Origin of the sequence: Rhodococcus sp. AB351 (genome assembly GCF_049538275.1) — a bacterium.
Lineage (GTDB): Bacteria > Actinomycetota > Actinomycetes > Mycobacteriales > Mycobacteriaceae > Rhodococcus.
In genome coordinates this window covers 135667-161028 of sequence record NZ_JBMVFW010000005.1, presented here as the reverse complement: position 1 = coordinate 161028, position 25362 = coordinate 135667, and the positions used below count along the sequence as shown (strand labels likewise).

The 25362-nt window shown below is 68.8% G+C and carries 25 protein-coding genes and 1 tRNA gene; 18 read left to right on the top strand and 8 right to left on the bottom strand.

What is annotated here, in order from left to right; all coding sequences use genetic code 11:
• Positions 1-83 precede the first annotated feature (83 nt).
• Both ACPCXD_RS13110 and ACPCXD_RS13105 read left to right on the top strand, forming a co-directional pair.
• Positions 84-845: an MspA family porin gene (locus ACPCXD_RS13110; protein ID WP_255162854.1), complete on the top strand. Its 762-nt coding sequence runs from the start codon at positions 84-86 to the stop codon at positions 843-845.
• 53 nt (positions 846-898) lie between these two features.
• Positions 899-1537: an MspA family porin gene (locus tag ACPCXD_RS13105; protein ID WP_255162310.1), complete on the top strand. Its 639-nt coding sequence runs from the start codon at positions 899-901 to the stop codon at positions 1535-1537.
• An 88-nt stretch (positions 1538-1625) separates the two neighbouring features.
• Here ACPCXD_RS13105 and mscL (ACPCXD_RS13100) read toward each other — a convergent pair whose 3' ends face one another.
• The 4 genes from mscL (ACPCXD_RS13100) to ACPCXD_RS13085 all read right to left on the bottom strand — a co-directional run bounded on the left by mscL (ACPCXD_RS13100) (position 1626) and on the right by ACPCXD_RS13085 (position 4024).
• Positions 1626-2060 carry a large-conductance mechanosensitive channel protein MscL gene (gene mscL, locus ACPCXD_RS13100; protein WP_423659871.1) on the bottom strand — a complete coding sequence of 145 codons (435 nt, stop codon included), beginning with the start codon at positions 2058-2060 and terminating at the stop codon, positions 1626-1628.
• Positions 2061-2205: 145 nt separating this feature from the next.
• Entirely contained in the window at positions 2206-2931 is a 726-nt protein-coding gene (locus tag ACPCXD_RS13095; protein WP_423659869.1) for an SAF domain-containing protein, read from the bottom strand.
• Positions 2932-3037: 106 nt separating this feature from the next.
• A complete protein-coding gene (locus ACPCXD_RS13090; protein WP_229567379.1) occupies positions 3038-3337 on the bottom strand; it encodes an FmdB family zinc ribbon protein in 300 nt (99 codons plus the stop codon).
• An 84-nt stretch (positions 3338-3421) separates the two neighbouring features.
• Positions 3422-4024: a 5-formyltetrahydrofolate cyclo-ligase gene (locus ACPCXD_RS13085; protein ID WP_423659867.1), complete on the bottom strand. Its 603-nt coding sequence runs from the start codon at positions 4022-4024 to the stop codon at positions 3422-3424.
• A 61-nt stretch (positions 4025-4085) separates the two neighbouring features.
• Here ACPCXD_RS13085 and ACPCXD_RS13080 point away from each other — a divergent pair, with 61 nt between their 5' ends.
• The 7 genes from ACPCXD_RS13080 (at position 4086) to ACPCXD_RS13050 (ending at position 9520) form a co-directional block, all read left to right on the top strand.
• Positions 4086-4997, top strand: coding sequence for a UTP--glucose-1-phosphate uridylyltransferase (locus tag ACPCXD_RS13080; RefSeq protein ID WP_016692916.1), 912 nt, complete (start codon positions 4086-4088; stop codon positions 4995-4997).
• A gap of 31 nt (positions 4998-5028) precedes the next feature.
• On the top strand, positions 5029-6282 hold the full coding sequence (gene glp, locus ACPCXD_RS13075; protein WP_423659865.1) for a molybdotransferase-like divisome protein Glp: 1254 nt from the start codon (positions 5029-5031) through the stop codon (positions 6280-6282).
• Positions 6282-6917, top strand: a complete 636-nt coding sequence (locus ACPCXD_RS13070) for a GNAT family N-acetyltransferase (protein ID WP_059381672.1) — start codon at positions 6282-6284, stop codon at positions 6915-6917. Before glp ends, ACPCXD_RS13070 begins: the two co-directional genes overlap by 1 nt.
• Before the next feature lie 256 nt (positions 6918-7173).
• Positions 7174-7992 carry a divisome protein SepX/GlpR gene (gene sepX, locus ACPCXD_RS13065; protein WP_229567385.1) on the top strand — a complete coding sequence of 273 codons (819 nt, stop codon included), beginning with the start codon at positions 7174-7176 and terminating at the stop codon, positions 7990-7992.
• 163 nt (positions 7993-8155) lie between these two features.
• Positions 8156-8228 (top strand) — tRNA-Ala (locus tag ACPCXD_RS13060).
• A gap of 101 nt (positions 8229-8329) precedes the next feature.
• Positions 8330-8473, top strand: a complete 144-nt coding sequence (locus ACPCXD_RS13055; protein WP_157788873.1) for a hypothetical protein — start codon at positions 8330-8332, stop codon at positions 8471-8473.
• A 198-nt stretch (positions 8474-8671) separates the two neighbouring features.
• Entirely contained in the window at positions 8672-9520 is an 849-nt protein-coding gene (locus tag ACPCXD_RS13050) for an SDR family oxidoreductase (protein ID WP_160873871.1), read from the top strand.
• Positions 9521-9566: 46 nt separating this feature from the next.
• On the opposite strand, the gene ACPCXD_RS13045 is transcribed toward ACPCXD_RS13050, so the two are convergent.
• Positions 9567-10034 (bottom strand): heme-binding beta-barrel domain-containing protein, encoded by a 468-nt coding sequence (locus ACPCXD_RS13045; protein WP_145693398.1) that lies wholly within the window; start codon positions 10032-10034, stop codon positions 9567-9569.
• Between the two features lie 100 nt (positions 10035-10134).
• On the opposite strand from ACPCXD_RS13045, the gene arcA reads away from it, so the two are divergent.
• Positions 10135-11346, top strand: coding sequence for an arginine deiminase (arcA, locus tag ACPCXD_RS13040; RefSeq protein ID WP_423659862.1), 1212 nt, complete (start codon positions 10135-10137; stop codon positions 11344-11346).
• Positions 11347-11352: 6 nt separating this feature from the next.
• Here arcA and arsC read toward each other — a convergent pair whose 3' ends face one another.
• On the bottom strand, positions 11353-11700 hold the full coding sequence (arsC, locus tag ACPCXD_RS13035) for an arsenate reductase (glutaredoxin) (RefSeq protein ID WP_085468971.1): 348 nt from the start codon (positions 11698-11700) through the stop codon (positions 11353-11355).
• A 150-nt stretch (positions 11701-11850) separates the two neighbouring features.
• Between arsC and mscL (ACPCXD_RS13030) the strand changes: the two genes are divergently transcribed.
• The 5 genes from mscL (ACPCXD_RS13030) to ACPCXD_RS13010 all read left to right on the top strand — a co-directional run bounded on the left by mscL (ACPCXD_RS13030) (position 11851) and on the right by ACPCXD_RS13010 (position 15732).
• Positions 11851-12300, top strand: a complete 450-nt coding sequence (mscL, locus tag ACPCXD_RS13030; RefSeq protein ID WP_016692908.1) for a large conductance mechanosensitive channel protein MscL — start codon at positions 11851-11853, stop codon at positions 12298-12300.
• Between the two features lie 12 nt (positions 12301-12312).
• On the top strand, positions 12313-12675 hold the full coding sequence (locus tag ACPCXD_RS13025; RefSeq protein ID WP_016692907.1) for a GntR family transcriptional regulator: 363 nt from the start codon (positions 12313-12315) through the stop codon (positions 12673-12675).
• Positions 12676-12789: 114 nt separating this feature from the next.
• Positions 12790-14400, top strand: coding sequence for a BCCT family transporter (locus ACPCXD_RS13020; RefSeq protein WP_301846244.1), 1611 nt, complete (start codon positions 12790-12792; stop codon positions 14398-14400).
• Positions 14397-14843 carry a hypothetical protein gene (locus tag ACPCXD_RS13015; protein ID WP_088899235.1) on the top strand — a complete coding sequence of 149 codons (447 nt, stop codon included), beginning with the start codon at positions 14397-14399 and terminating at the stop codon, positions 14841-14843. The genes ACPCXD_RS13020 and ACPCXD_RS13015 overlap by 4 nt, the downstream gene beginning before the upstream one ends.
• An 88-nt stretch (positions 14844-14931) precedes the next feature.
• Positions 14932-15732: a T3SS (YopN, CesT) and YbjN peptide-binding chaperone 1 gene (locus ACPCXD_RS13010; protein ID WP_088899248.1), complete on the top strand. Its 801-nt coding sequence runs from the start codon at positions 14932-14934 to the stop codon at positions 15730-15732.
• A 13-nt stretch (positions 15733-15745) separates the two neighbouring features.
• Here ACPCXD_RS13010 and ACPCXD_RS13005 read toward each other — a convergent pair whose 3' ends face one another.
• Positions 15746-17323 carry a dolichyl-phosphate-mannose--protein mannosyltransferase gene (locus ACPCXD_RS13005; protein ID WP_160873874.1) on the bottom strand — a complete coding sequence of 526 codons (1578 nt, stop codon included), beginning with the start codon at positions 17321-17323 and terminating at the stop codon, positions 15746-15748.
• 23 nt (positions 17324-17346) lie between these two features.
• Here ACPCXD_RS13005 and rsmI point away from each other — a divergent pair, with 23 nt between their 5' ends.
• From rsmI to ACPCXD_RS12990, 3 genes are all read left to right on the top strand, one after another.
• On the top strand, positions 17347-18234 hold the full coding sequence (gene rsmI / locus ACPCXD_RS13000) for a 16S rRNA (cytidine(1402)-2'-O)-methyltransferase (protein WP_423659857.1): 888 nt from the start codon (positions 17347-17349) through the stop codon (positions 18232-18234).
• Positions 18235-18423: 189 nt separating this feature from the next.
• Complete coding sequence (locus ACPCXD_RS12995; RefSeq protein WP_088899238.1) at positions 18424-19827, top strand: alanine/glycine:cation symporter family protein; 1404 nt, start codon at positions 18424-18426, stop codon at positions 19825-19827.
• A gap of 287 nt (positions 19828-20114) precedes the next feature.
• Complete coding sequence (locus ACPCXD_RS12990) at positions 20115-24089, top strand: nSTAND1 domain-containing NTPase (RefSeq protein WP_423659855.1); 3975 nt, start codon at positions 20115-20117, stop codon at positions 24087-24089.
• Here the strand turns inward: ACPCXD_RS12990 and ACPCXD_RS12985 are convergent.
• Complete coding sequence (locus ACPCXD_RS12985; RefSeq protein ID WP_088899240.1) at positions 24053-25360, bottom strand: aminodeoxychorismate synthase component I; 1308 nt, start codon at positions 25358-25360, stop codon at positions 24053-24055. The two genes, ACPCXD_RS12990 and ACPCXD_RS12985, sit on opposite strands and share 37 nt — an antisense overlap.
• Positions 25361-25362: the final 2 nt, after the last annotated feature.

Genomic DNA, 25362 nt, shown 5'->3' with positions numbered 1-25362 from the left:
ACAGCGACCCGCGGGCGACAGGGCGACCACTTGTTGTCGGACGCGGTGCGCAACCCGGCACGCAGAGAACGGATGAGGCATTCATGAAGATTCAGACGCGACGTGGCTTCCGGGCCGCCCGCAACGCCACGGTGGCAGCAGCTGCTGTGGCCGGTCTGGTTCTCGGATCGGCCGGCGCCGCAGGTGCCGAGGTCAACGACCAGAACCGGATCGTCTCCAACGGCCACGAGGTCATCGTCACGCAGGAGGACACCTTCATCAACGGTGTGCCCCCGATCGGCGGCAGCCCGATGAGCCGCGAATGGTTCCACAACGGCCGCGGCATCGCGAACATCGTCGGCCCCGAGGCGGCGGACTTCGAGGGCTCGACCTTCCAGTTCGGCTACCAGGTCGCATGGTCGGCGTCGGTCGACGGTGCCATCGGTTTCGGATGGCAGAGCCCGAGCCTTGACGCAACCTTCACCGCCACGCAGGTGGAGGAAAAGATTGTCGACAAGGACGGAAAGCCTGTCTACCAGTACGACAAGGATGGAAATCCGATCCTCGACAAGGACGGGAAGCCAGTCCCCGCATACACCAAGACCAACGTGATTGCGCCCTCTGCCAAAGTAGGCGGCCTGCTTCCGCAGGGCACTGCCGGTATCGAACTGACTCCTGCTCCGGGCATCGAGGAGGTCGTCGTTGCCGAGGGCGAGTTCGACGGCGACTTCAAGGAAGTCCAGATCGCCAACGTCCACGGTGCCGCCACTGGCGTCATCGGACCGGTTTCCCTCCGTCCGTTCGTCCGCGTGATCACGGCCAACGGCGACAACGTCACCACCTACGGCCAGGTCTGGACCCTCTAGTCCTGCTCCGCGCCATCCCGCAAGAAATCCCCACCACCACAAACGGAGTAATCATGGGAATCAAGTCGCGTGGCTTCAAGGCCGCTCGTAACGCCGCCGTCGCCGGTGCCGCTGTCTTCGGCCTGGTCCTCGGTGCCTCGGGTGCCGCCTCGGCCGAGGTCAACGACCAGAACCGCATCGTCTCCGACGGCCTCGAGGTCGTCGTGACCCAGGAGGACACCTTCATCCAGGGTGTCCCCGCTCTCGGTGGCAGCCCGTTCAACCGCGAGTTCTTCCACAACGGCCGTGGCACCGCCAACCTGATCGGTGAGGGCGCAGCCGACGCCGAGGGCACGACCTTCCAGTTCGGTTACCAGTTCGCCTGGGCCGGCAGCATCGACGGTGCCATCGGCGTCACCTACTCCACCCCTCAGCTCGAGGTCGGACTGGGCGCCAAGGACGGCCCGACTGCCAAGGTCACCGACATCCTTCCGCAGGCCTACGCCGAGCTCGAGCTGACCCCGGCTCCGGGCATCGAGGAGCTCGTCGTCGCCGAGGGCGAGTTCGACGGTGACTTCAAGACCGTTCAGTTCTCCAACGTCCACGGCACGGCCTCCGGCGTCCTCGGCGCTGTCCAGGTCCGTCCGTTCGTTCGCGCCATCACGGCCAACGGCGACAACGTCACCACCTACGGCGCTCCCTGGACCGTCTAGGACGTAGACGTCCGGCTCACGCCGAACACAGCACGGAAGACCGGGCTCGCTCGAATCTCGAGCGGGTCCGGTCTTTTTCGTCGGCCACCTATTCGATTCCGGGGCTGGGCTTGGCGTGCGCGCCGCCCTGACCCGACTGCGCGGCCTGGGCTTCGAGGATGTCGCGGATCTGGATGAGCAGGTCCTCGGCGCTGGCCTGCTTGTCCTCCGGCTCGGTGACGAACTTCTTCTTCGCGGCATTGGCGGGGACGATGAGCACGAAGTAGACCACGGCGGCGATGATGATGAAGTTGATGATCGCGGAGATCACCGCGCCGATGTCGACGAAGGTTTCCGGGTTGCCGCTCACGATCTCGAAGCCCCAGCCCATCTCGTTGTCGCCGCCGATCGCGCTGACGAGCGGCTCGATGATGTACTGGGTGAAGGCCGTGACGATGGCGGTGAACGCGGCACCGACCACGACCGCGACGGCGAGATCGAGGACGTTGCCCCTCAATATGAAGTCCTTGAAGCCCTTCAGCATGGTGTGCTCCTTCTCGCGGCCTGTCCGCCGGAGCCGCGCACATGAGGTAGGTCACACGGACGTCCACACGATAAACCGCGAGGTCGGTTCCTCGTGGCGATTGTGCAGGGCAAACGTCCGGGACGCTCGGTAACCACCGGGACATTCAGTGCAGCGTGACGGTCAGCGCGCTCACGAGCGACGCCGCCGCGACCGCCGTGGCAGGTTCGGGCTCCAGCGCGACCAGCACGACCCGCTCGTTCCGATCCCTCGTCGAACCGCCGGATTCGGCCAGCACCACCACTGCACCCCGAGCGAGGACGTGGGCGCCGGGCAGGGGTCCCTCTTCGGTCTCCGTCACCGTCAGGACATCGACGCGGTCGCCCTCACGGAGCAGTTCGCTCACCCCGGCATCGGCGAGCCGGATGGGCACTACGCGGGCCTCGGTGGAGCCGGTGGCGACTGCGGCGAGACGAGGACCGAGAAGGCGGGTGTCCACGAGGGGTTCACCGGCCGGCACAGGGCCGGCGAGAGTGTGGCCCACGGCGTCGCCTACGGCGTGCAGGGTCCCGGCGACCACAGTGGACCGATCTCGCTCCACGTGAGCGACATCGTCGGCCGTGAGGGTGTGCCCGGGCGCGAGATCGCGAGCCGCGACGACGACACCCATGCGATCGGTGTCGGGATCGCCGCGCAGCGCGAGGATCACCGCGAGGACGGCGAGGAGTCCGGCGGCGATCCGGCGGGCCCGGACGATGCGCGACCAGCCGGGGCGGAGGAGTTCGACGAACCGGTCGGGGAGGGTGGGCTGCAGCGAGGCACCCGCAGAGGAGCGCGAGTGGTGCGGATGCGCGCGCGCACGCTGGAGGAACGAGAAAGGGCCGACGGGCATGCCCCGAACCTAGAAGGTGGGGATGCTCTGTCGGCCCCGATGAGCCCTCGGAAACGGCGGTCTGTGGATGACTCGACCGCCTGTGGACAAAAGGAGTCCGGGAAGGTCAGCTCGCGGCGGCAGCCGGAGCCGAGGAGGTGCTGCTCGACGACGAACTGCTCGACGAACTGCTGTCGCTCGACGAGGAGCTGCTCGAGCTCGTCGACGCGGATTCGCTCGCGGTGCTGCCGCTGCGGGAGTCGGTGCGATAGAAGCCGCTGCCCTTGAACACGATGCCGACCGAGTTGAAGAGCTTGCGCAGCTTGCCTTCGCACTGCGGGCATTCGGTCAGGGAGTCGTCGCTGAAGGACTGCACGATGTCGAACTTGTTGTCGCAGGCCGTGCAGGCATATGAGTAGGTGGGCACCGGTTGATCCTCCGCCAGTTCGTCGAACCGCAGTATTCGTCGTACTGCAGTTTTGGCACTCTACCGCCGACAGTGCCAACAGCGCTAGGGAGTGTGTTGTTCCGCACGGTCGCCGCTACCGAGCCGGACCAGCCCTTTCCCGGGTGTCAGCGCCCATCCCATACGGATGTCGTGGGGATCCTCGGGGAGTTCGTCGACGAGCTCTTCATCGCGGACCACCGCGATGATCACGGCCTCGGGTGAGGCGAGGTGCAAGGTGCGGTCGTAGAAGCCGGCGCCGCGGCCGAGCCGCACGCCCCGCGCGTCCACCGCCAGGGCCGGGACGAGCACCGTGTGAGCCTTCGCCACCGCCTCGGGCGGGAAGATCTCACCACCCGGCTCGCGCAGCCCGAAATCGGCCGCCATCAGCGTCTTCTCGCCCATGTAGCGGGCCCACGACAACGGTTCGCCGGTGCGGGTCACCGGGACGAGCACCGTCGTTCCGGCCTCGGTCAGGGCATTGAGGAGCGCGATCGATCCGGGCTCCGAACCCACCGGCACATATGCGCACACCACCGACCCCGCCGGGGCGAGCGTCGAGGCCACCGTGGCGAGCGCGGTGTCCTCGATTCTGCGCCTCGCAGCACTCAGCTCGCGCCGAGCTGTAAGAATGCGGTCACGCCAGACCGCTTTCGGGGGTGGGGGCATGTCTGAGCCTTACGATCGCCGAACCACCGTCCTCGGTGGCCGAAGTTTAGGGTGGGAGTCTATGACGAACAGTACGACCGGAGGCACGCGGCATTTCAAGACCGCGGTTGTCCCCGCAGCAGGTATGGGGACGCGGTTCCTTCCCGCGACCAAGACGGTCCCGAAGGAACTCCTGCCGGTGGTCGACACGCCCGGCATCGAGCTCGTGGCGGGTGAAGCCGCCGAGTCGGGCGCCGAACGCCTTCTCATCGTGACGGCGCCGGGCAAGGACGGCGTGGTCGCGCATTTCGTCGAGGATCTCGTCCTCGAGTCCAAGCTCGAGGAGAAGGGCAAGTACGAGCTCCTCGCCAAGGTCCGCAAGGCCCAGGGGCTGCTCGAGGTCGAGTCCGTGGTCCAGGAGAAGCCGCTCGGCCTCGGTCACGCCGTGGCGTGCGCCGAGGAGGCGCTCGATCCCGACGAGGACGCGATCGCCGTGCTGCTGCCCGACGACCTCGTGCTGCCGGTCGGCGTGCTCGAGACGATGCAGCGCGTCCGCGCCAAGCGTGGCGGTTCCGTGCTGTGCGCGATCGACGTGCCCAAGGATCAGGTCAGCGCGTACGGCGTCTTCGACGTCGAGGTCGTACCGGATGCCGCCAACCCCGACGTGCTCAAGGTGCTCGGCATGGTCGAGAAGCCGGCCGTGGAGGACGCACCGTCGACCTTCGCTGCCGCCGGCCGCTACCTGCTCGACCGGGCGATCTTCGACGCACTGCGTCGCATCGAGCCTGGAGCGGGGGGAGAACTGCAGCTCACCGACGCGATCGCCCTGCTCATCTCCGAGGGCCACCCCGTCCACGTGGTGGTGCACCGCGGCACCCGACACGACCTCGGAAATCCCGGGGGCTATCTGCGCGCTGCGGTTGACTCGGCGTTGAACACGGAAGAGTACGGGCCCTCGCTGCGCGAGTGGCTCCTCGAGCGCCTGAAGCGCTGACTGCAGGACGGGCTGGAGGACGAGAAGCGGTATGCGGTCGGTTGAGGATCAGCAGGCCAGGGTCACGGCGGCGGCAGTCGCACCCCGGCCGGTCCGGGTGGCCATTTCCGAGGCGCAGGGTCTGCTGTGCGCGGAGGAAGTGGTCACCGAGCGACCCCTACCCGGATTCGACCAGGCGGCGATCGACGGATACGCCGTGCGCAGCGTCGACCTCCAGGCCCCGGCCGAGACCGACGGCGACTCCGCACCCGCCGGGGTGACGCTGCCGGTGGTGGGCGAGGTGCGTGCCGGTTCGCGTCAGCCGATCCGTCTCCAGCCCCGTCAGGCGGTGCGTGTCGACACCGGTGCGCCGCTGCCGACGCTCGCCGACGCGGTGCTGCCGCTCGACAACACCGACGGCGGTGCCGCGCGCATCAAGGTGCTCGAACCGGTGCGTTCGGGCGACTACGTGCGTCGCACCGGCGACGATGTCCAGCCCGGCGACGTCGCGGTGCGGGCGGGGACGATCATCGGGGCCGCCCAGGTGGGTCTGCTCGCCGCGGTCGGCCGCGACAAGGTGCTCGTCCATCCGCGGCCGCGACTGTCGGTCATCTCCGTCGGCGGCGAACTCGTCGACGTCGACCGCACCCCCGGGCCGGGGCAGGTCTACGACGTCAACTCGTACGCGCTGGCTGCGGCCGCGCGCGACGCCGGTGCCGACGTCAACCGGGTCGGCATCGCGAGTACCGACCCGAAGCGGCTGCGCGAGGTCGTCGAGGGTCAGCTGATCCGCGCCGAGATCGTCGTGATCGCCGGTGCCGTGGGCGGTGGCGCGCTCGAGGAGGTCCGCGAGGCGCTGTCCGATCTCGGTGAGCTGGGCGTCGAGCGGATCGCGATGCATCCCGGTTCGGTCCAGGGCTTCGGACGTCTCGGCCGCGACGAGGTGCCGACCTTCCTGCTGCCCGCCAACCCGGTGAGCGCGCTCGTCGTCTTCGAGGTGATGGTCCGGCCGCTGATCCGCATCGCGCTCGGCCGGCGCCAGCCGATGCGCCGCGTCGTCTCGGCTCGCACGGTCGCCCCGATCACCTCGATCCCCGGTCGCAAGGGTTTCCTGCGCGGCCAGCTCATGCGCGACGAGACGACGGGCGACTATCTCGTGCAGGCGCTCGGTGGCGCTGCCGGCTCGTCGTCGCACCTGCTCGCGACCCTCGCCGAGGCGAACTGTCTCGTCATCGTCGACCCCGAGGTCTCCGAGATCCGCACGGGCGACCCGGTGGACGTGGCGTTCCTCGGGCAGCGTGGTTGATGTCCCGTCATCCCGGCTGGCCGGCCGAGCTCGGGCCGCTGCGGGTGGCCGGGGGCGTCGTGACCGTCCGATCGATCCGACTGCGCGATGCCGCGGCTTGGAGTCGCCTGCGTCTGCGTGATCGTGCGCATCTCGAGCCGTGGGAGCCGACCGGTGAGGCGCCGTGGGACATGCGGCACCACATCTCGGTGTGGCCGGGGCTGTATCGGAGCCTGCGGTCGGAGGCCCACAAGGGCCTGATGCTGCCGATGGCCATCGAACTGGACGGTAGGTTCTGCGGGCAGCTGACGGTGGGCAACATCGTGCGCGGGGCACTGCGCTCGGCCTGGATCGGCTACTGGGTGGAGAAGGAGGTCAACGGCCTCGGCGTCGCGACCGCTGCCGTCGCCCTCGGTCTCGATCACTGTTTCGGCCCGGTCGGGTTGCACCGCGTCGAGGCCACCGTGCGGCCCGAGAACGAGCCCAGTCGCGCGGTGCTGCGCAACGTCGGCTTCCGCGAGGAAGGTCTGCTGAAGCGCTATCTCGACGTCCAGGGTCGATTCCGCGACCATCTGCTGGTCGCGATGACGGTCGAGGAGGTTCCGGGCTCGGTCTCGGATCGCCTCGTCCGGGCCGGTCGCGCGACCTGGTCCTGATCACTTCCCGTCTCGAGTCGGGTTCGTCCGTTATGTAACGCAGGTTACTCGCAACTCGAGTAACAATCCCCAGCGCGTGTGGGATCTCTGTGATTAGAGTGAAGAAAGTGTCAGTTGGTTTCGCGTGACTCGAGTGACTTCTGTAGTCGATTGAGTCGGCGTTTCTGTACAGGTAAGCGCAGTGATGCCGTTAGCCTCATGTAGGTCGGTGGCGTCGACGGGCTGGTAGGGCGACGACTGGAGGGAGGACCACCGGATGCCGAACTCGCTTCTGTGGATCGGGCTCGTTGCCGTGTGGTTGTTCGTTCTGGTGCCCATGCTGGTCACGAAGCGTCCTCGAATCCGGCAGACGACCGACGCCGCTCTCGCAACTCGAGTTCTGCACCGCGGAGACGACGAGCCGATCACCCCTCGGGGGCCGGCCGCCGGACACCGCAGCGATCCTCATTGGCGTCCGACTCGTGACCGCACGCACCGCACCCCCGCGGAGGACCGCATGAACACTGAACTCGACGACAGGCCGGAGATCGATTCCGACGAGGCCGACGTCCACGACGAAGCAGCACCCGACCGTGAGCCCGTGCGCGCACACGCACCGCAGCGCCGGGGTCGCGGCGGATTCGACCCGCACGCCGATGCCGTCGCGAGCGCTGCACGATACGAATTCCGTCAGCGGACCGTCCTCGGCCTGCTGATCGCCGCGATCATGACGTCGGCGCTCGCCCTGATCGTCTCGTCGGTCATGTGGTGGCTCGCCGGTCTCGCGGCTGTGGCCCTCGTGGCCTACCTGTTCTACCTGCGGCGCCAGGTGCGTCTCGAACAGGAGATCCGGCGGCGTCGGCTCGCGCGACTGCAGCGGTCCCGCGCAGGAGCCCGCGGCGGCCACGACGACGTTCCGCAGCGTCTGCGTCGCCCGGGGGCCGTGGTCCTCGAGGTCGACGACGAGGATCCGGAGTTCGAACATCTCGATCGCTACGAGGACGACTACGGCATCGACCACGGCTACGACGTCCGGGCGAGCGACGGCGACGACGAGCCCGGCGACTACGTCGTTCCCCGCGCAGTGGGGGAATGATCGTCCGACGATGCTTCCGGCGGGGTCCGCACCGAATCGGTGCGGGCCCCGACCCGTCTTCGGAGCAGATCGCGAAATCGCCCGTCACCTGCGCCGACACTCCGATTTCGTGATGGACGGGGTGGTTTGCTAGAGTTTGCGAGTCGGTTCCCTCGGAACCTACGGGGCTGTGGCGCAGTTGGTAGCGCGCTTCGTTCGCATCGAAGAGGTCAGGGGTTCGATTCCCCTCAGCTCCACCCCCGAAAGCCCCGCCCTCGGCGGGGCTTTCGTCGTATGCGGGGCCATCCGCTGGCGGGTCCTCGCCGAACCCGGCAGACTGTGTGGCATGGACCACAGGATGAGTGACGACGAGTTGCGTCGGGCGATCCGGGTACTGCGCGAGCGCGCCGACCTCGCGCGCAGCGAGAATCGCCACGACGATGTCGAGATGATCGAGCGCACGATTCGGGAATACCAGGAGGAGATGGCACAGCGGCTCTGAGTTCGATTCTGCGAGTTCCATCCGCCGGAGCCGCACGCTCCGGCTCACAGGTCGGTTCGCTCGGCCACACAGGTCGCTTCGCTCCGGCCGCACAACTTGCTTCGCTCCGGCCACACAAGTCGCTTCGCTCCGGCGCATCCGGTCTTATCCGTGGCGCGCCGGAGCGTCGCGTCGTCACGGCGACGTTAGGGTGTCGCCATGGCGATCACCGACCTGCGCGGCACCAAATTCCTTGTGACCGGCGCGGCCAGCGGAATCGGCCGCGCCCTGGCCCATGCGGCCTCCGATCGCGGGGCCCGGCTGGTGCTCACCGATCTGCAGGAGGAGGCCCTCGGCGAGGTGGTCCGCAGCGTTCGTGAACGCGGCGGCACCGTGCTGCACTCGGCCGCCCTCGACATCTCCGATTACGAGGCCGTCACCGCCTTCGCCCGCGACGTGCACGAGGCGTGCGGGGCGCTCGACATCGTCGCCAACGTCGCGGGAGTGTCGGTGTGGGGCACGGTCGACCGGCTGGAGCACGAGCACTGGAAGCTCATGGTGGACGTCAACCTCATGGGGCCCATCCACGTCATCGAGAACTTCGTGCCGGCCATGATCGAGGCCGGCCGCGGCGGGCACATCGTCAACGTCTCCTCGGCTGCCGGGCTGCTCGCCCTGCCGTGGCATGCCGCCTACAGCGCAAGCAAATTCGGTCTGCGTGGGGTGTCGGAGGTGCTGCGGTTCGACCTCAAGCGCGACGGCATCGGTGTCTCGCTCGTCGTCCCGGGGGCCGTGCGCACACCGCTCGTCGACACCGTGCAGATCGTCGGCGTCGACCGCGACCGCCCCGAGGTCCGCAAGCTCACCAAGCAGTTCGTCCGGCACGCCGCGACGCCCGAGAAGGTTGCCGAACGCATCGTCGCCGGCATCCTGAAGAACCGCTTCATGGTCTACACGTCGTTCGACACCCGGTTCGGGTACTGGTGGGCCCGCAAGTTCGCGCCGCCCTACAACCTCGTCATGCAGGCCGCCAACGACTACTTCCGTCGCGTCGTCGGCACGAAGTGAATTCCGGTGGTTCCGACCCCGCTGAGCGGGGCCGGATCCACCTGGATCACTCCGACGCGCGGTGCAGTTCGGCGTGCAGGTGGTGCGTCAGAGGAGTGTCGGCGTGGGCCATCCAGAAGTCGTAGACCAGCACGTCGCCGTCGACCTCGAAACGCCGCCGGACCTCGTGCACGGGCTTGGCGTCGGGTGAGCGCTCCAGGGTGAGGGTGGTGAAGTCCAGCACGCCGCCTTCCGGCCTGGCCCGCTGGATCTCGACGAACCCGGTGGGCTGCGAGACGAGCAGTTCGACGTCGTCGCCGCTGCGACGCAGGTAGCCGTTCTCGGTGTGCAACGGGCGTCCCTCCGTGCGGTGCCGCGTACGGCTGACGTACATCAGGAAGGGCTTGCCGGGAAGGGTGGCGAACTCGATCGTCTCGTCGTACGCGAAGTCGTCGATGGTGGGGTAGTGGCCGTCGCCACCTCCGGTCCAGCGCCCGGCGTACGGTGCCAGGCACCCGAGCGGGTCGTCGGCCATGAAATCTCCCTCGTGTTCTCGGTGTGTTCTTCGCAATCGTTGTCGCCGTACTCGACGCGCCTGACCCGGATGCCGCCGTCCTGCGCGATACCGTGAGCATATGAGTCATCGCTGGGGTGTCGAGTCCGAAGTCGGTGAACTCCGCGCCGTGATGCTGCACCGGCCCGGTGCCGAACTCGAACGCCTCACGCCCCGCAACAACGACCAGCTGCTCTTCGACGCCCTGCCGTGGGTGGCGCGCGCCCAGGAGGAGCACGACGCCTTCGCCGAGCTGCTGCGCAGCCGCGGGGTCGAGGTGTTCCTGCTGGCAGACCTGCTCACCGAGACACTCGAGGCCAGTGGCGCCGCGCGGGTGCAGAGCGTGTCGTCGGCCGTCGACGCGCAACGTCTCGGTTATGCGCTCGCAGAGGAGCTGACGGGCCATCTGCGTGCCCTGCCCGCTGCCGAACTCGCCCGGATCCTCATCGCGGGCATGACCTTCGACGAACTGCCCGCGGTAGGCAGTGGCGCGGCCCCGTCCCTCGTGCGCCTGATGCACCACGGCTCCGATTTCGCGATCGCACCGCTTCCGAACCTGCTGTTCACGCGCGATTCGTCGTTCTGGATCGGAACGCGCGTGGCGATCCCCAATCTGGCGCTGCCCGCGCGCCGGCGCGAGACCAGCCTCACCGACCTCATCTACGCCTTCCATCCGCAGTTCCTCCACGTGCGACGCGCGTACGAATCGCACACCGCGCCCGTCGAGGGCGGCGACGTATTGCTGCTCGCGCCCGGCGTCGTGGCCGTCGGGGTGGGGGAGAGGACCAGCCCGGCCGGTGCGGAAGCGTTGGCGCGCAGCGCCTTCGACGACGGTCTCGCGCACACCGTGCTGGCGGTCCCGATCGAGCAGCGACGGGCGTCGATGCACCTCGACACGGTGTGCACGATGGTCGACGTCGACGCGGTGGTGATGTACCCGGCGATCCGGGACAGCCTGCAGGCGTTCGCCATCCACGGCGAGAACGGCGCGGTACAGATCTCGGGACCGCGCCCCTTCCTCGAGGCGGCCGCCGACGCGATGGGGATCGAGAAACTGCGCGTCATCGACACCGGTCTGGATTCCGTTGTCGCCGAGCGTGAGCAGTGGGACGACGGGAACAACACGCTGGCCGTGGCGCCCGGCGTCGTCGTCGCCTACGAACGCAACGTCGAGACGAACACCCGCCTCGAGGATTCTGGGGTCGAGGTGCTGCGGATCGCCGGGTCGGAACTCGGTTCCGGCCGCGGCGGTCCGCGATGCATGTCGTGCCCGCTCTCGCGGGCGGTCCTGTAACTGGCGTCAGAGGATCTCGCGCACCTTGTCGACCGGACGCGCGAGCACGGTGCCCTTGTCGGTGACGACCAGCGGGCGCTCGATGAGGATCGGGTTCGCGACCATCGCGTCGAGCAGTTCGTCCTCGGATGCCTCGGCCAGGTTCAGCTCCTTGTAGAGCGATTCCTTCTTCCGGATCGCCTGACTCGGTGTGAGACCTGCCGCATCGAGCAGCGACCGCAGCTCGTCGCGGGAGGGCGGGGTTTCGAGATATTTGATGACCGTGGGTTCGAGCCCGTTTTCCTTCAGCAACGCCAAAGTGTTGCGTGACGTGCTGCAACGCGGATTGTGATAGATCGTCGCCGTGGTTGCCATGGCCCGATTGTGCCCTGACGCAGCCCATACTCCGGTGTCACTCGCGCTCGTGTTGCCCGATTCGTCCCTGTTGAAGCTGTTGGGAAGCATTATTACGATTTCCGCGCCCTGAAGTTTTCGAATTCCCTCTCAGAAAAGGCACGGAGCACGATGCTCAAAGGTTTCAAGGATTTCCTGCTGCGCGGAAACGTCGTCGAACTCGCCGTCGCAGTGGTCGTCGGCGCGGCGTTCACGTCCATCGTCACGGCGTTCACCGATCACATCGTGAACCCGCTGGTCGCTGCTGTGGGTGGCGACAACGAGATGGGCTTCGGCTTCCGCCTGCTCTCGTCGAACGACGCGACCTTCGTCAACCTCGGTGCCGTCATCTCCGCGGCGATCAACTTCTTCATCATCGCCGCCGTCGTCTACTTCGTGCTCATCGTGCCGGTCAATGCCGCCAAGGCCCGTTTCGCTCCGGAGAAGGAGCCCGAGGACGAGCCGTTGAGCGAGACCGATCTGCTCATCCAGATCCGCGACCTGCTCGAGACCGGCAGCTACAACACCGCGCCCGCCGACGCGCCCTCGGCCGAAGCGCCCGTCAAGGTCACCGAGCGCTGATAACCTGCGAGAATGCTCGACCTCACCATCGATCCCGACTCGCCCGTCCCGCCGTTCGAGCAACTGCGCCGACGCATCGTCGACCTGGTACACGATGGTGAGCTGATCGCAGGTTCCAAGCTGCCCACCGTCCGGGGTCTCGCCGACACCCTCGGCATCGCGCCGAACACGGTCGCCAAGACCTATCGGGAACTCGAGAAGCTCGGTGTGCTCGAGGCCCGCGGGCGGGCGGGGACGTTCGTCGCCGACACGGGCGATCCCACTCGCACGCGGGCCCAGCGATCCACCAACGAGTACGTCGCCGAGGTGAGGGCACTCGGGATGTCCGACGAGGAGATCCTCGACTTCGTCTCGGCCGCCCTGCGTGCGGGCTGACCTGCCGGCCTGCGGGTTCACGCAGAGTATGCATGTCGCGTCCGAAATGTGACGATTTTCTCGGGTTCGGCGATTCCGCTCCGCAGGCGGCCGAAACTTGCAAGGTTTGTTCGCATGAACGTCCCTGGTGATCGGCCCGGGTCCGAGGAGATCGACGAGGTCTCGGGCGCCGGTGTTTCTGAAGTAGCCGCGTCCGCGGCGCATCCGCCGCAGACCGACAAGGTGGTCTTCGGAGTCGCTGCCGCGCTGGTGGCGGCGATCGTGGTGTGGGGTCTGGCCGCCACGGAGAACTTCGGGACCGTTACCGGGAACATCCTCGACTGGATCGTCGTCGAGTTCGGCTGGTTGTTCGTGCTCACGGCGAGCGGATTCGTGTTCTTCGCGCTCTGGCTGGCGGTGAGCCGCTACGGCCGGATCCCGCTCGGCAAGGACGACGAGAAGCCGGAGTTCCGCACCGTCAGCTGGATCGCGATGATGTTCGCCGCCGGCATGGGTATCGGTCTGATGTTCTTCGGTGTCGCCGAACCGCTCTCGCACTTCGTCGAGCCGCCACCGGGCACCAACGGTGGCACCGGTGTCGCGATGGCGACCTCGATGTTCCACTGGAGCCTGCATCCCTGGGCGATCTACGCCGTTGTCGGCCTGACCATCGCGTACGGCACCTTCCGTAAGGGACGCAAGCAGCTCATCAGCTCGGCCTTCATCCCGCTGCTGGGGCGCCGGGCCGAAGGTCCGCTCGGCAAGGTCATCGACATCCTCGCCCTGTTCGCGACCCTGTTCGGCACCGCGGCGTCGCTCGGCCTGGGCGCCCTGCAGATCGGATCGGGCTTCGAGGTTACCGGCTGGCTCGAGACGGCCGGCGTGATGCTGCTCGTCGCGATCGTCGCCCTGCTCACGCTCGCGTTCATCGCCTCCGCGGTCACGGGTGTCGCCAAGGGCATCCAGTACCTGTCGAACATCAACATGGTGCTCGCCGCGATCCTGGCTGTCTTCGTGTTCGTGCTCGGACCCACCGTCTTCATCCTCAACCTCGTGCCCACCACCCTCGGTGCCTACGCCGCGGAGTTCGCCCGCATGTCGGCGCGCACGGCCGCCTCCAACGAGGCCGCAGGTGAGTGGCTGTCGAGCTGGACGATCTTCTACTGGGCGTGGTGGGTCTCGTGGGCGCCCTTCGTCGGCATGTTCCTCGCCCGCATCAGCCGTGGACGCACCATCCGCGAGTTCATCGTCGGTGTCATCCTCGTCCCGAGCCTCGTGAGCCTCATCTGGTTCTCGATCTTCGGCGGCGCCGGTATCGGACAGCAACTGGACGGGTACGACATCGCGGGCGCCGACAGCGTCGAAGGACAGCTGTTCGGGGTGCTCGGAAACCTTCCGCTCACCGGTATCGCCACGGTCGTCGCGATGCTCCTCATCGCCATCTTCTTCATCTCCGGAGCCGACTCCGCGTCGATGGTGATGGGCAGCCTCAGTCAGCGCGGCACCCTCGCGCCGAATCGTGGCGTCGTGATCTTCTGGGGCGGACTCACCGGCGGCGTCGCGGCCCTGCTGCTGTGGAGCGGCGGCGAGGAAGCGCTCAACGCCCTGCAGACGATGACAATCATCGCCGCGGCCCCCTTCCTCCTCGTGATGATCGGCCTGTGCGTGTCGCTCTACCGGGATCTGCAGCGCGACCCCCTGATCACGGGCGGGCGCAGGAAACGGACACTGCGCAAGGTCGAATGACCGAACGGTCCCGCATCGAGGGCGTCGAGTTCCTGCTCGACGTCCTCGATCCGCGTCCGGGCACGTCCGTCCTCGCGATCGACACCGGGCCCGCCTCCGCCGTGGTCGCCGAGCAGGTCGGCCCCCGCGGCCGCGTGCGCGTGGTCCCCTCGGCGACCCGTGCCCACGAGTTCGCGCAGCAGGAGCAGTTCGACCGCATCTACACGTTCGACCTTCCCGAACTCCGCACGGACACCATTGCGGTGGCCGCCCTCGCGCCGCTGCTGACCGGCGACGGACAACTGTGGGTGATCGACGAGGCGGGGCCGGGGGAGGACACCGGAACCGTCTCGATGACGGTGAGCACCGTTCTCGCACAGGCAGGATTCGCGATCGTCGACATCCTCGAACGCGGGTCGCGGGTCGCGGTGTGGGCAGCGGTCGCACAGCGGCATCACGGGTGACACACGACGTCGCGTGCCTGCGGTGAGTTGTCGTCCACCCCGAGTACGGTGTCGCCTGCCCGGCAGTTGCTCTTCGAGAGGAGTGCGCGTGACCGACACCGAACGATTCGACGAGGCCCTCGACCGCGACTGGGTCCGTTACGCCTCGCAGCTGGCCCGGCGCATCTCCGAACTCGCCGGCTCCGACGCGTTCGAGCTGCACGCCGAGACCGCCTCCGGGCCCGCGGCCTGCGTGCACGTGCACGCGAGCGCCGGCGGACACGCCACCGTCGAGGTCACCGGATCCGAGCCGGTCACCCGGCCGGTGTCCGAGGCCGACATGCTCGCCCGGCACATCGTGTCGGTGCTGCGCGGTCGCGGGAAGGTCCCGCATCCGGCCTTCCTGCAGGCACATCCGCCGTCCGCCCTCGGCGACCTCCGCGAGCGCGTGAGCGACGCACTCGCGCACGCCCTCGGGCGCCCGGTGCCGGTCGACGCCGACGGCGACTTCGTCGTGGTCCTCGACTCCCAGGTGGTCTTCGTCGTGATCGACGACGACGGCAGCATCCGGCTGTGGGCGCCGCTGCTGCACGCGATCCCCGAGAACGACACCCCGGGAGCTACGCCCGCCGCCGGTCGCACCCACGCGCTGGCCGAGCTCACCGAGCTGAACCGGACGTGGCCGCACATCAAGGTGGTGCTCGTCGAGGACCGCCTCGTCGCCACCGTCGACCTGCTCGGCGATCCGTTCGTACCCCGCCACCTGTCCGAGCTGCTCCAGCGACTCAAGGGCTTCCTCACGGTCGTCGACGAGCGATTCGCGCGCCGCTTCGACGGCGTCCGCTACGGCTCCGACAGGGACCGCGACGTCGACCTGCCAGAGGGCAGCGTGCTCGACGAACCGAACTGAACCCGGACCCTCCTCAGCGCCAGCTGGGGAGCCACAACTGGTCGTTCCAGTGCTCCGGCGTGATCGGCAGTGCCGTGAGGATCGGCCACAACCACACGAAGTTCGCGATGACGAGCCCCACATACAGGCACACCACGAGCAGCCCGGTCGTCCGCCGCTCCGTCGAGGCGTGCGGTGAACCGAGGATGTCGCCGAGCACCAGCGCGACACCCATCACCAGGAAGGGCGCCATCGGCACCGCGTAGAAGTAGTACATCTGCCGGTCGAGGCTCGCGAACCACGGCAGGATCCCCGCGCCGTAGCCGGTGAGCACCGCGGCCCACCGCCAGTCGCGGCGGACGAGCAGCTGCCACAGTCCCCACCCGAGCACCGGCAGCGACACCCACCACAGCGCCGGCGTTCCGACCAGCATCACGGCCTTGACGCACTGCTCGGCGTCGCATCCGCTGATCCGCTCGCCGTCGGCGAAGTAGTACAGCATCGGCCGCAGACCCATCGGCCACGTCCACGGCTTCGACTCCCAGGGATGCTGGTTGCCGGCCGAGTTCGTCAGACCGGAGTGGAACTCGAGGACGCTCGCGCTGTAGTACCAGAGCGAGCGCAGCGCGTCGGGCACGAACGAGAACATCCCGTCGTGGCCGATCCGCGAGCCGACCGCGTGACGGTAGACGCCGGTCTCGCTCGCGAACCACGCCCAGTAGGTCGACAGGTAGACCCCGAGCGGGACGAGCACGAGGGCGTACAACGCCGGACCGATGTCGCGCAGGGCCGTCCCGATCCACGGTCGCTGCACCCGGTAGGCGCGTCGAGTCGCGAGGTCGAAGGCGACGGACATCAGCCCGAAGAACGCGATGAAGTACAGGCCCGACCACTTGGTGCCCACCGCGAGACCCAGCAGGATGCCCGCACCGAAGCGCCACCAGCGCACCCCGAAACGCGGACCCCACACACTGTCGAGGACACGGCCCTCGGCGTGCACCTTCGCCATGCGGGCACGCACGTCGTCGCGGTCGACGATCAGGCACCCGAAGGCCGCGACGACGAAGACCGCCTGGAAGATGTCGAGCATGCCCAGGCGGGACGACACGAAGGTCACCCCGTCGACGACGAGCAGCAGCCCGGCGACCGCGCCGAGCATCGTCGAACGGGTCAGCCGCCGCACGATCCGCACGACCAGCAGGACGAGCACGACACCGGCCGCCGCGGCCGAGAAACGCCAACCCCACGCCGTGTATCCGAACAGTGCCTCGCCGATCGCGATCATCTGCTTGCCGACGGGCGGATGCACGACGAGCCCGTAACCGGGGTTGTCCTCGATCCAGCCGCCGGTGAGCACCTGCCAGCCCTGCGGGGCGTAGTGCTTCTCGTCGAACACCGGCGTCTTCGCGTCGGTGGGGTAGTTGAGCATCGTGAACCGCGTGATCGCGGCGAGGGCCGTGACGAAGGCGGTGACGATCCAGCCGCGCGCCCGATCTCCGGGGAGAGGCTCGGGTCCGGGCACCAACGGGCCGGGACCGAGAAGGCGACGATCCTGCGTTGCCGACGGACCACGGCCGGGGGCCTGTGAAGGGCTGCGGTCCGTCACGGTCACGTTCCGATCGTAGGCTGAGCCGTATGCAGGCAGCCAAACCGGTCCAGGGCGCGAATCCGGGAGAGGGCCGGCTCGTGCTGGCCGCCACTCCGATGGGAGACATCGGTGACGCCTCGGCGCGTCTCCGCGACGCCCTCGGCACCGCCGACGTGATCGCCGCCGAGGACACCCGCCGCACCAAGGCACTCGCCGCGGCGCTCGGCGTCACCATCACCGGCCGGGTCGTGAGCTTCTACGACCAGGTCGAGGTGTCGCGGCTTCCGGGCCTGGTCACCGATATCGAGGAGGGCCGCACCGTCCTGCTCGTCACCGACGCGGGCATGCCGTCGGTGAGCGATCCCGGCTACAGGCTCGTCGCGGCGTGCGTCGAGGCCGGTCTGCCGGTGACCTGTCTGCCCGGTCCGTCGGCCGTGACCACCGCACTCGCGCTGTCGGGCCTGCCCGTCGAACGGTTCTGTTTCGACGGGTTCCCGCCCCGCAAGCCGGGCCAGCGACGCGCGTATTTCGGAACGCTCGTGCAGGAGCCTCGCGCCGTGGTGTTCTTCGAGGCACCGCACCGGCTCGCGGCGTGCCTGGCCGACGCCGTCGACGTGCTCGGCGGCGACCGACGCGCCGCCGTCTGCCGCGAACTCACCAAGACCTACGAGGAAGTGCGCCGCGGCACGCTCGCCGAACTCGCCGAGTGGGCCGTCGAGGGCGCGCGCGGTGAGATCACCGTGGTGCTCGAAGGGGCGGTCGCCGTGGCCACCGACCCCGTCGACCTCGTCGAGGAGGTGGAACGGAAGGTCGAGGACGGGATGCGGCTGAAGGACGCCTGCGCCGTCGTCGCCGAGGCCGCGTCGAAGTCGTCCGGAGCGACGGTCTCGAAGCGCGAACTGTACGACGCGGTGCTGGAAGCGCGTCGCGACTGACGCGGTGTTGGAAACGCGTCGCGACTGACGCGGTCTCCCGATCGAGAAGAACGCATATCGGACGCGCCGTGGGGTCCGAGGACACTGCGTGCCACCGGAGCCTAGACTCTGCCGGGTCCCGAGCGCAGACGTCACCGGCACCGGCCGGTCGGACGCTGACGGGGGCTTCGGACGATCAGGAGGACGCGGATGGATTCGGTGAACGATTTCCTCGTCGAGGTGGCAGGGGTGGTGTGGGGCCCGTACCTGCTCATCCCGCTGCTGTTGGGTACGGGCCTCGTGCTCACGATTCGGCTGAGGGGCGTCCAGTTCCGCAAGCTGTGGCCCGCACTGCGGCTGGGTCTGATCACCCGCCACGATCCCGGAGCCACCGAAGGTGACATCTCCCAGTACCAGGCACTGACCACCGCGCTCGCCGCGACGGTGGGCGTGGGCAACATCGCCGGTGTCGGCACCGCGATCTACTTCGGCGGGCCCGGCGCGCTGTTCTGGATGTGGGTCACCGGCCTGGTCGGCATGGCCAGCAAGTACTCCGAGGCGTTCCTCGGCGTGAAGTACCGCACGACCGACGCCAAGGGTGAGCAGAGCGGTGGTCCGCAGTACTACCTCGCCCGCGCCATCCCCAACAAGGCCGGTCTCGTCCTGAGCCTGCTGTTCGCGGTGTTCGCCGTGCTCGCCAGCTTCGGCATCGGCAACATGACCCAGGCCAACACCGTCGCCACCCAGCTCGACGGCACCTTCGGTGTGCCCACCTGGCTCAGCGGCATCGTGATGACCGTGCTCGCCGCGGCGGTCCTGCTCGGCGGCATCAAGTCCATCGGCAGGGTCACCGCCGGCTTCGTGCCCGCCATGATCCTCCTGTACGTCGGCGCCGGCATCATCGTCCTCGCGGTCAACTTCACCCAGATCCCCGAGGCCTTCGCGCTCATCTTCACCGACGCCTTCACCGGCACCGCGGCCACCGGCGGCTTCATCGGATCGGTCTTCATGATCGCTCTGCGCTACGGCGTCGCCCGCGGCATCTTCTCGAACGAGTCGGGCATGGGCAGCGCGGCGATCGCCGCCGCAGCCGCCCAGACCACCCACCCGGTCCGTCAGGGCCTGGTGTCGATGACCCAGACGTTCATCGACACGATCATCGTCGTCACCTTCACCGGCCTGGTCATCGTCACCACCGGAGCCTGGGAGTCCGGCGAGCAGGGTGCCGCCATGACGTCGGCCGGCTTCGCCGACGGCCTCGGCGGGGACTGGGGTCACTGGATCGTCGCCATCTCGGTCGTCTTCTTCGCCTTCTCGACGATCCTCGGCTGGTCGTACTACGGCGAGCGGTGCGTCGAGCGACTCTTCGGTCGCCGCGGCGTGGTGCCCTACCGCGCAATCTTCGTGGTCGTGGTGTTCATCGGTGCCACCACCCAGCTCGAGGTGGTCTGGAACTTCTCCGACGTGATGAACGGCCTCATGGCCCTGCCGAACCTCATCGGTCTGCTGGTGCTGTCGGGTCTGATCGCGCGGGAGACGAAGGCCTATCTCGATCGCGACCCGTACCTGTTGGGCAACCCCGTCGCGACGGACGATCCCGACACCGTCAGGTAACCGGAGGAAACGGGAAAGGGCCCCGCGATGCGGGGCCCTGAACGTATGTGGAGCATGCCTCCACGCCGACCCGGAACTACCCCTCGTCAGTCCCTATCGGCGTGGAGGCCCCCGCCCCACGCTGCAAGGTCGAACCTTGCGTGGTCACCACTCTTCCGTGTCTTCGACGGGGACCAAAAATACCGACCGGCGCGGAACCGGTATCATCCCTGCTCAGACGTGGTGAGGAATTTTTCCGCAGCGGATGTTTGCAGGCGGGGAACGGGAGTACGAGGGGCGCGGAACGGATGGCAGACACCGGCGGAAAGCCTGGTTCGGCGCAGCGTCAGTTCTTCGCCGACCAGTTGCGGATGCTCTTCGCCGCGGCCGGTCGTCCCGCCCTCAAGAAGGTCGTCTCGGATGCCGCGATCGTCGCCCGGGCAGTGGGCAGCGACCGGACCGTCTCCGTCCAGCGGGTCAGCGACTGGCGCAGCGGCAACCGGATGCCGGCCAACTTCGAGTCGGTGCATCCAGTGCTCGTGGTCCTCATCCGCGCGGCGCGGGAACTCAACGCCGAACCGCCGGCCCCCGGTCTGTACTCCCTGAAGCAGTGGGAGAACTGGTGGAAGGCCGCGCGCGGGCAGGCGAACGCTCCGCGCACCAAGGAATCGGCACCGGCCTCGGTGCCGCCCGGGGTCCGCCCGTACAAGGGACTCGCGTCCTACCGTCAGAACGACGCCCGGTTGTTCTTCGGGCGCACCCAGAGCGTGCGCAGCCTCGCCGACGTGGTGACCGCCTCCCACGGGCAGGGCCCGGTCGTGGTGACCGGCGCCTCCGGCGTCGGCAAGTCCTCGCTCGTACAGGCCGGTCTTATTCCGCAGCTGTGTTCCGCGCCGGACTGCCACCCGGTGGTCCTCACCCCCGGCACCGACCCGGTCGCACGACTGGTCGACGCGTTCCCCGAACTGGCCGACGTCGGCGACCCCGCCGACCACACCGCCGTACATGCGGCCCTGCGCGCCGCGACCTCGCGCACGTCGTCGTCCTTGCTGTTGATCGTCGTCGACCAGATCGAGGAACTGTTCACCCAGTGCAGCGACGTCGCTCTGCGCACCGCATTCCTCACTCTGCTCGAGACGGCGTCGACCTGTTCCGACGGCGACGCGCCCGCCCTCGTCGTCGCGACGATGCGGTCGGACTTCTACGACCAGGCGGTGGCAACCCCGGTGCTCGCCCGGGCACTCGAGCGGCGGACCAAGACCGTCCAGCCCCTCGACCGCGACGATCTCGTCGAGGTCATCACCGCTCCCGCCAAGCTCGTGGGGGTCCGCCTAGAGCCCGGCCTCGTCGACCTCATCCTCCACGACCTCACGGGTCTGGCCGACGGTGAGATCAGTGGCACCGAGCTTCCCCTGCTCTCCCACCTGCTCGACTCGCTGTGGGACAAGCGCAGCGGGGGCACGCTCACCGTCGCCGCCTACCGCGCGACCGGCGGGGTCCGCGGATCCGTCGCCGCCGGCGCCGAACGGGCGTGGGAGAGTCTCGCCGACGATGCCGACCGGGCCCGCGCCCGCTCGATGCTCGTCCACCTGGTGTACGTCACCACGACCGGCACGGACGTCAAGATCGCCCGGTCGTTGAACGAACTGCTCGCGGTGGGCGGCGAGGATCGCGACGCGTCGAAACGCGTCCTCGACCATTTCGTGTCGGCACGTGTGCTCGTCGTCGACGCCGACTACGTCGAACTCATCCACGACGCGGTGATCGACGCGTGGCCCCGCCTCAAGTCCTGGATCCAGCAGGACCGCGCCGGCGCCGCCCTGCGGCAGCAGATCGAGGCCGACGCATCGACCTGGCTCGCCTCCGGACGCAACCGGGAACTGCTCTATCAACGCGGACGCATGGACGTCGTGACCGAGCAGAACCCGCACCTCGCCACGGCGGGCACCCCCGAGGACCGGCGCGGACCGGTCGCGCTCAGCCCCACGGCCGTGGCCTTCCTCGACGCCTCCCGCCGGCAGATCGCCCGCGAGACACGGACCCGGCGCGTCGGCATCGCCGCGATGGCGCTGTCCACGATCATCGCGTTCGTCATGACCGGACTGGCCTGGGACGCGAAGGGACGAGCCGAGACGGCACGGAGCACCGCGCAGTTCCAGCAGATCGTCGCGCTGTCCGACTCCCTGCGCGACGAGGACCCCACCGTCTCGGCGAATCTGGCGCTCGTCGCGGCCGAACTCCAGCCCGACAGCCCGGTCGCGTACTCGAGACTCATCGCCAGCCAGGCCGTGCCCCTCGCCTACACGCTGAGCGGACACACCGGGCCGGTCTACGGCGTCGTCGTCTCACCCGACGGGTCCACCCTCGCCTCGGCGAGCGACGACGGCACCGTCCGCCTGTGGGCACTCGACGGCGACGAACCGGTCGCGGTGGGCGAGCCGTTGCAGTTGTCGTCGAAGTACATGGCGTCCGTCTCGTTCAGCCCCGACGGCCGTTTCCTCGCGATCGGTGCAGGTGACGGCGGTGTGTGGATCTACGACGCATCCGATCGTGCTGCGCCGCGCGTGGTGCTCGACCGGCAGGTCTACGCCGGCGGCGCCGTGCACAACGTGCGGTACTCGCCCAACGGCCGGGTGCTCGCCGTGCCCTACGACGACGGGCACGTCGCGCTCGTCGACACCTCGGATCCCGGATCGGGCCGGTTCCCCGTCACCCTGGTCGACGGACACGACGGTGGTGTGCGGACGGTGGCCTTCCGTCCCGGTGGGCAGATCCTCGCCACGTCCAGCGACGACCGCACCGTCCGGCTGTGGGACGTGAGCACGCCGTCGCGGCCGGTGCCGCTCGGTGAGCCGCTCACCGGTTTCGGCGACGTCGCGCATTCGGTGAGCTTCAACGGCGACGGCACGATCCTCGCGGCGAGCAGCGACGACGGTGTGCTGCACCTGTTCGACACCACCGATCCGCGTGCGGCCCGCCCGCTGGGGGTGCCGACGAACGCCCACACCGGCGGTGTCTGGAACATCGCGTTCCTCCCCGACGGCCGCACACTGGCGAGCGCGTCCTGGGACGGCACCGCGAAACTGTGGGACGTCGATCCCTCCACGCGGAGCCTCGACGAGATCGGCCCGCCGCTGACCGGGCACGGAGGCGGTGTCCCGACGCTCGCGGTGAGCCCGACCGGCACCACCATCGTCACCGGCGGACAGGATTCCAACGTCCGGGTGTGGACGATGCCGCAGACCCGGGTGGCGGTGGCCGACGGTGCGCTGACCAGACCGGCGATCGATCGTGCCGGAGCCCTCGTCGCGACCGGCAGCTACGGACCGGATGTCACGCTCTGGCGGGTCGGTCAGGGTGGCGACTGGAACCGCGCCGGTGGGATCGCCTTGTCGCGCCCGCTCGGCGGTGCGTACGTGTGCGCGCTCTCGCCCTCGGGCACGATCCTGGCCACGGCACCGACGTCCGGCGGCAGCGTGCAACTGTGGGACGTGCGCGATCCGGCGACACCGAAGCCGTTCGGCGAGCCGGTGCCGCTCGACACGAGATTCACCTCCGCGCTGGCGTTCGGACCCGACGGCACGACCCTTGTGACCGGCGCCGACGACCTCTCGGTGCAGTTGTGGGACATCGCGGATCCCGCCGAACCGGTGCCGTGGGGCGAACCGTTGACGGGGCCGAAGAATCTCGTGCGCAGTGCCGTCATCAGCCCCGACGGCCGAAGTCTCGTGGTCACGAGCGCCGACAGCGAGATCTACGCCTGGAACGTGACCGATCCGCGCTCCCCGACACGAGTGAACGTCTCGGACGGGCACGCAACCGGGGTGAACACGGTGGCCTTCGATGGGTCGAGCGACGTGCTGGTGACCGGCGGGGACGACCACGACGTGGTGGTCTGGGACCGCACCGGGTCCGGTGACTTCGTCGCCCGTGAGACCCGGTTGAGCGGCCATACCGGCACGGTCTACTCCGTCTCGATCACGCCCGACGGAACGCGCGCGGTCAGCGGCAGCGACGATGGCACCGTCCGCCTGTGGGACGTCGCCGACCCGGGGGACATGCACGAGATCGGTGGCCCGGTCACCGACATGGGAACGGGCCGATGGCAGGTGACCTTCGCGCCCGACGGCACCATCGTCGCCGCCGGCGGCGACGGTCTGCTCCGCACGTGGGGACTCGACGCCGACGCCGTCGTCGCCCGCATCTGCCGTTCCACCTCGGTGCACCTCGAGGAGGTACTCGACCGCTACGAGTTGCCGTCGCCTCCCGACGAGGTGTGCTGAGCTGCTGCCCGCGCGTCGCCGAGCGCGAGGATGCTGGCGGCCTTGTCCAGGCATTCCTGCCATTCTGCATCGGGATCGGAGTCGACGGTGATGCCACCTCCCACACCGAGAGCGCACACGCCGTTGCCGGCATCGTCATGGCCGAACTCGACGGTGCGGATCGCGACGTTCAGTTCGGTGCCGGCGATCGGACTCGACATGCCGACGGTGCCGCAGTAGACCCCTCGCGCCGAACCCTCCCACCGGGTGAGCAGCGTTCGGGCACGGAGCTTCGGACAGCCCGTGACCGATGCGGGCGGGAACGCCGCGTCGAGCACGTCGGCGACAGTCACGCCCGGTCGCCGCTCCGCCGCGACGGTGGACACCAGATGCCACACGCCCGGGGCGGGCCGCACGGTCAGCAGATCCTCGACCCGCACCGAACCCGTCTCGGCGACACGGCCGAGATCGTTGCGGACGAGATCGACGATCATCACGTTCTCGGCGACGTCCTTGACCGACGCTCGTAGCACGGCGGGGTCGGCGGAGCGGGGGAGAGTGCCCTTGATCGGACTCGACCGCAGCGTGTCGCCATGGAGGGAGACGAACAGTTCGGGCGACAACGACGCGATCGCACCCCACGATCCCTGCAGGTAGGCGGCGCGCGCCGGGGCGGTCCGGGAGATCCCGTCGGCGAAGAACGCCAGCGGATCGCCGCCCCACCGGCCGGTGAACCGCGTGCACACGCACGCCTGGTACACCTCGCCGGCGCGGATCGCGTCGAGACAGCGTTCGACGCCGCGGCGGTGCTCGTCGCGAGGCGGTGGTGTCCAGTCGATGTGCCAGTCGGATGCGGTCGGAGATGCGGCGCTCGACGGTGGTGCGAGCACCGCCGCGGCGAGATCGTCGGGGCAGGGTGCGGTGCCGAGCGTCTCGTACCACCAGCACCCGTCGGCGTCGAGACGCAGGACGGTGTCGGTCCACCCGCTCGCGGCGAGGGGCAATGCGGGTCGGTCCGGGATGCGATCCGGGTACGCGAGATAACCGATGCGCCCGCCCCCGATGAGCGGCCGATCGTCACCCACGGCGTCGGGAGCGTCCGCCGGGAGGGAGAAGACTCCCTCCGGTGGGACGGATTCGACGGACACGGAGGGGACAAGCACGGCCGCCGCCCCGAACCATTCGCCCGACAGTGCCGCCGGAGCGGGGACGGCGAGGATCCTGGCGCGTTCTGCGAGTGCACCGAGCACGCGATCGACGGTGCCGCCGCGGCCGAGTCGTTCCATCCGCATGG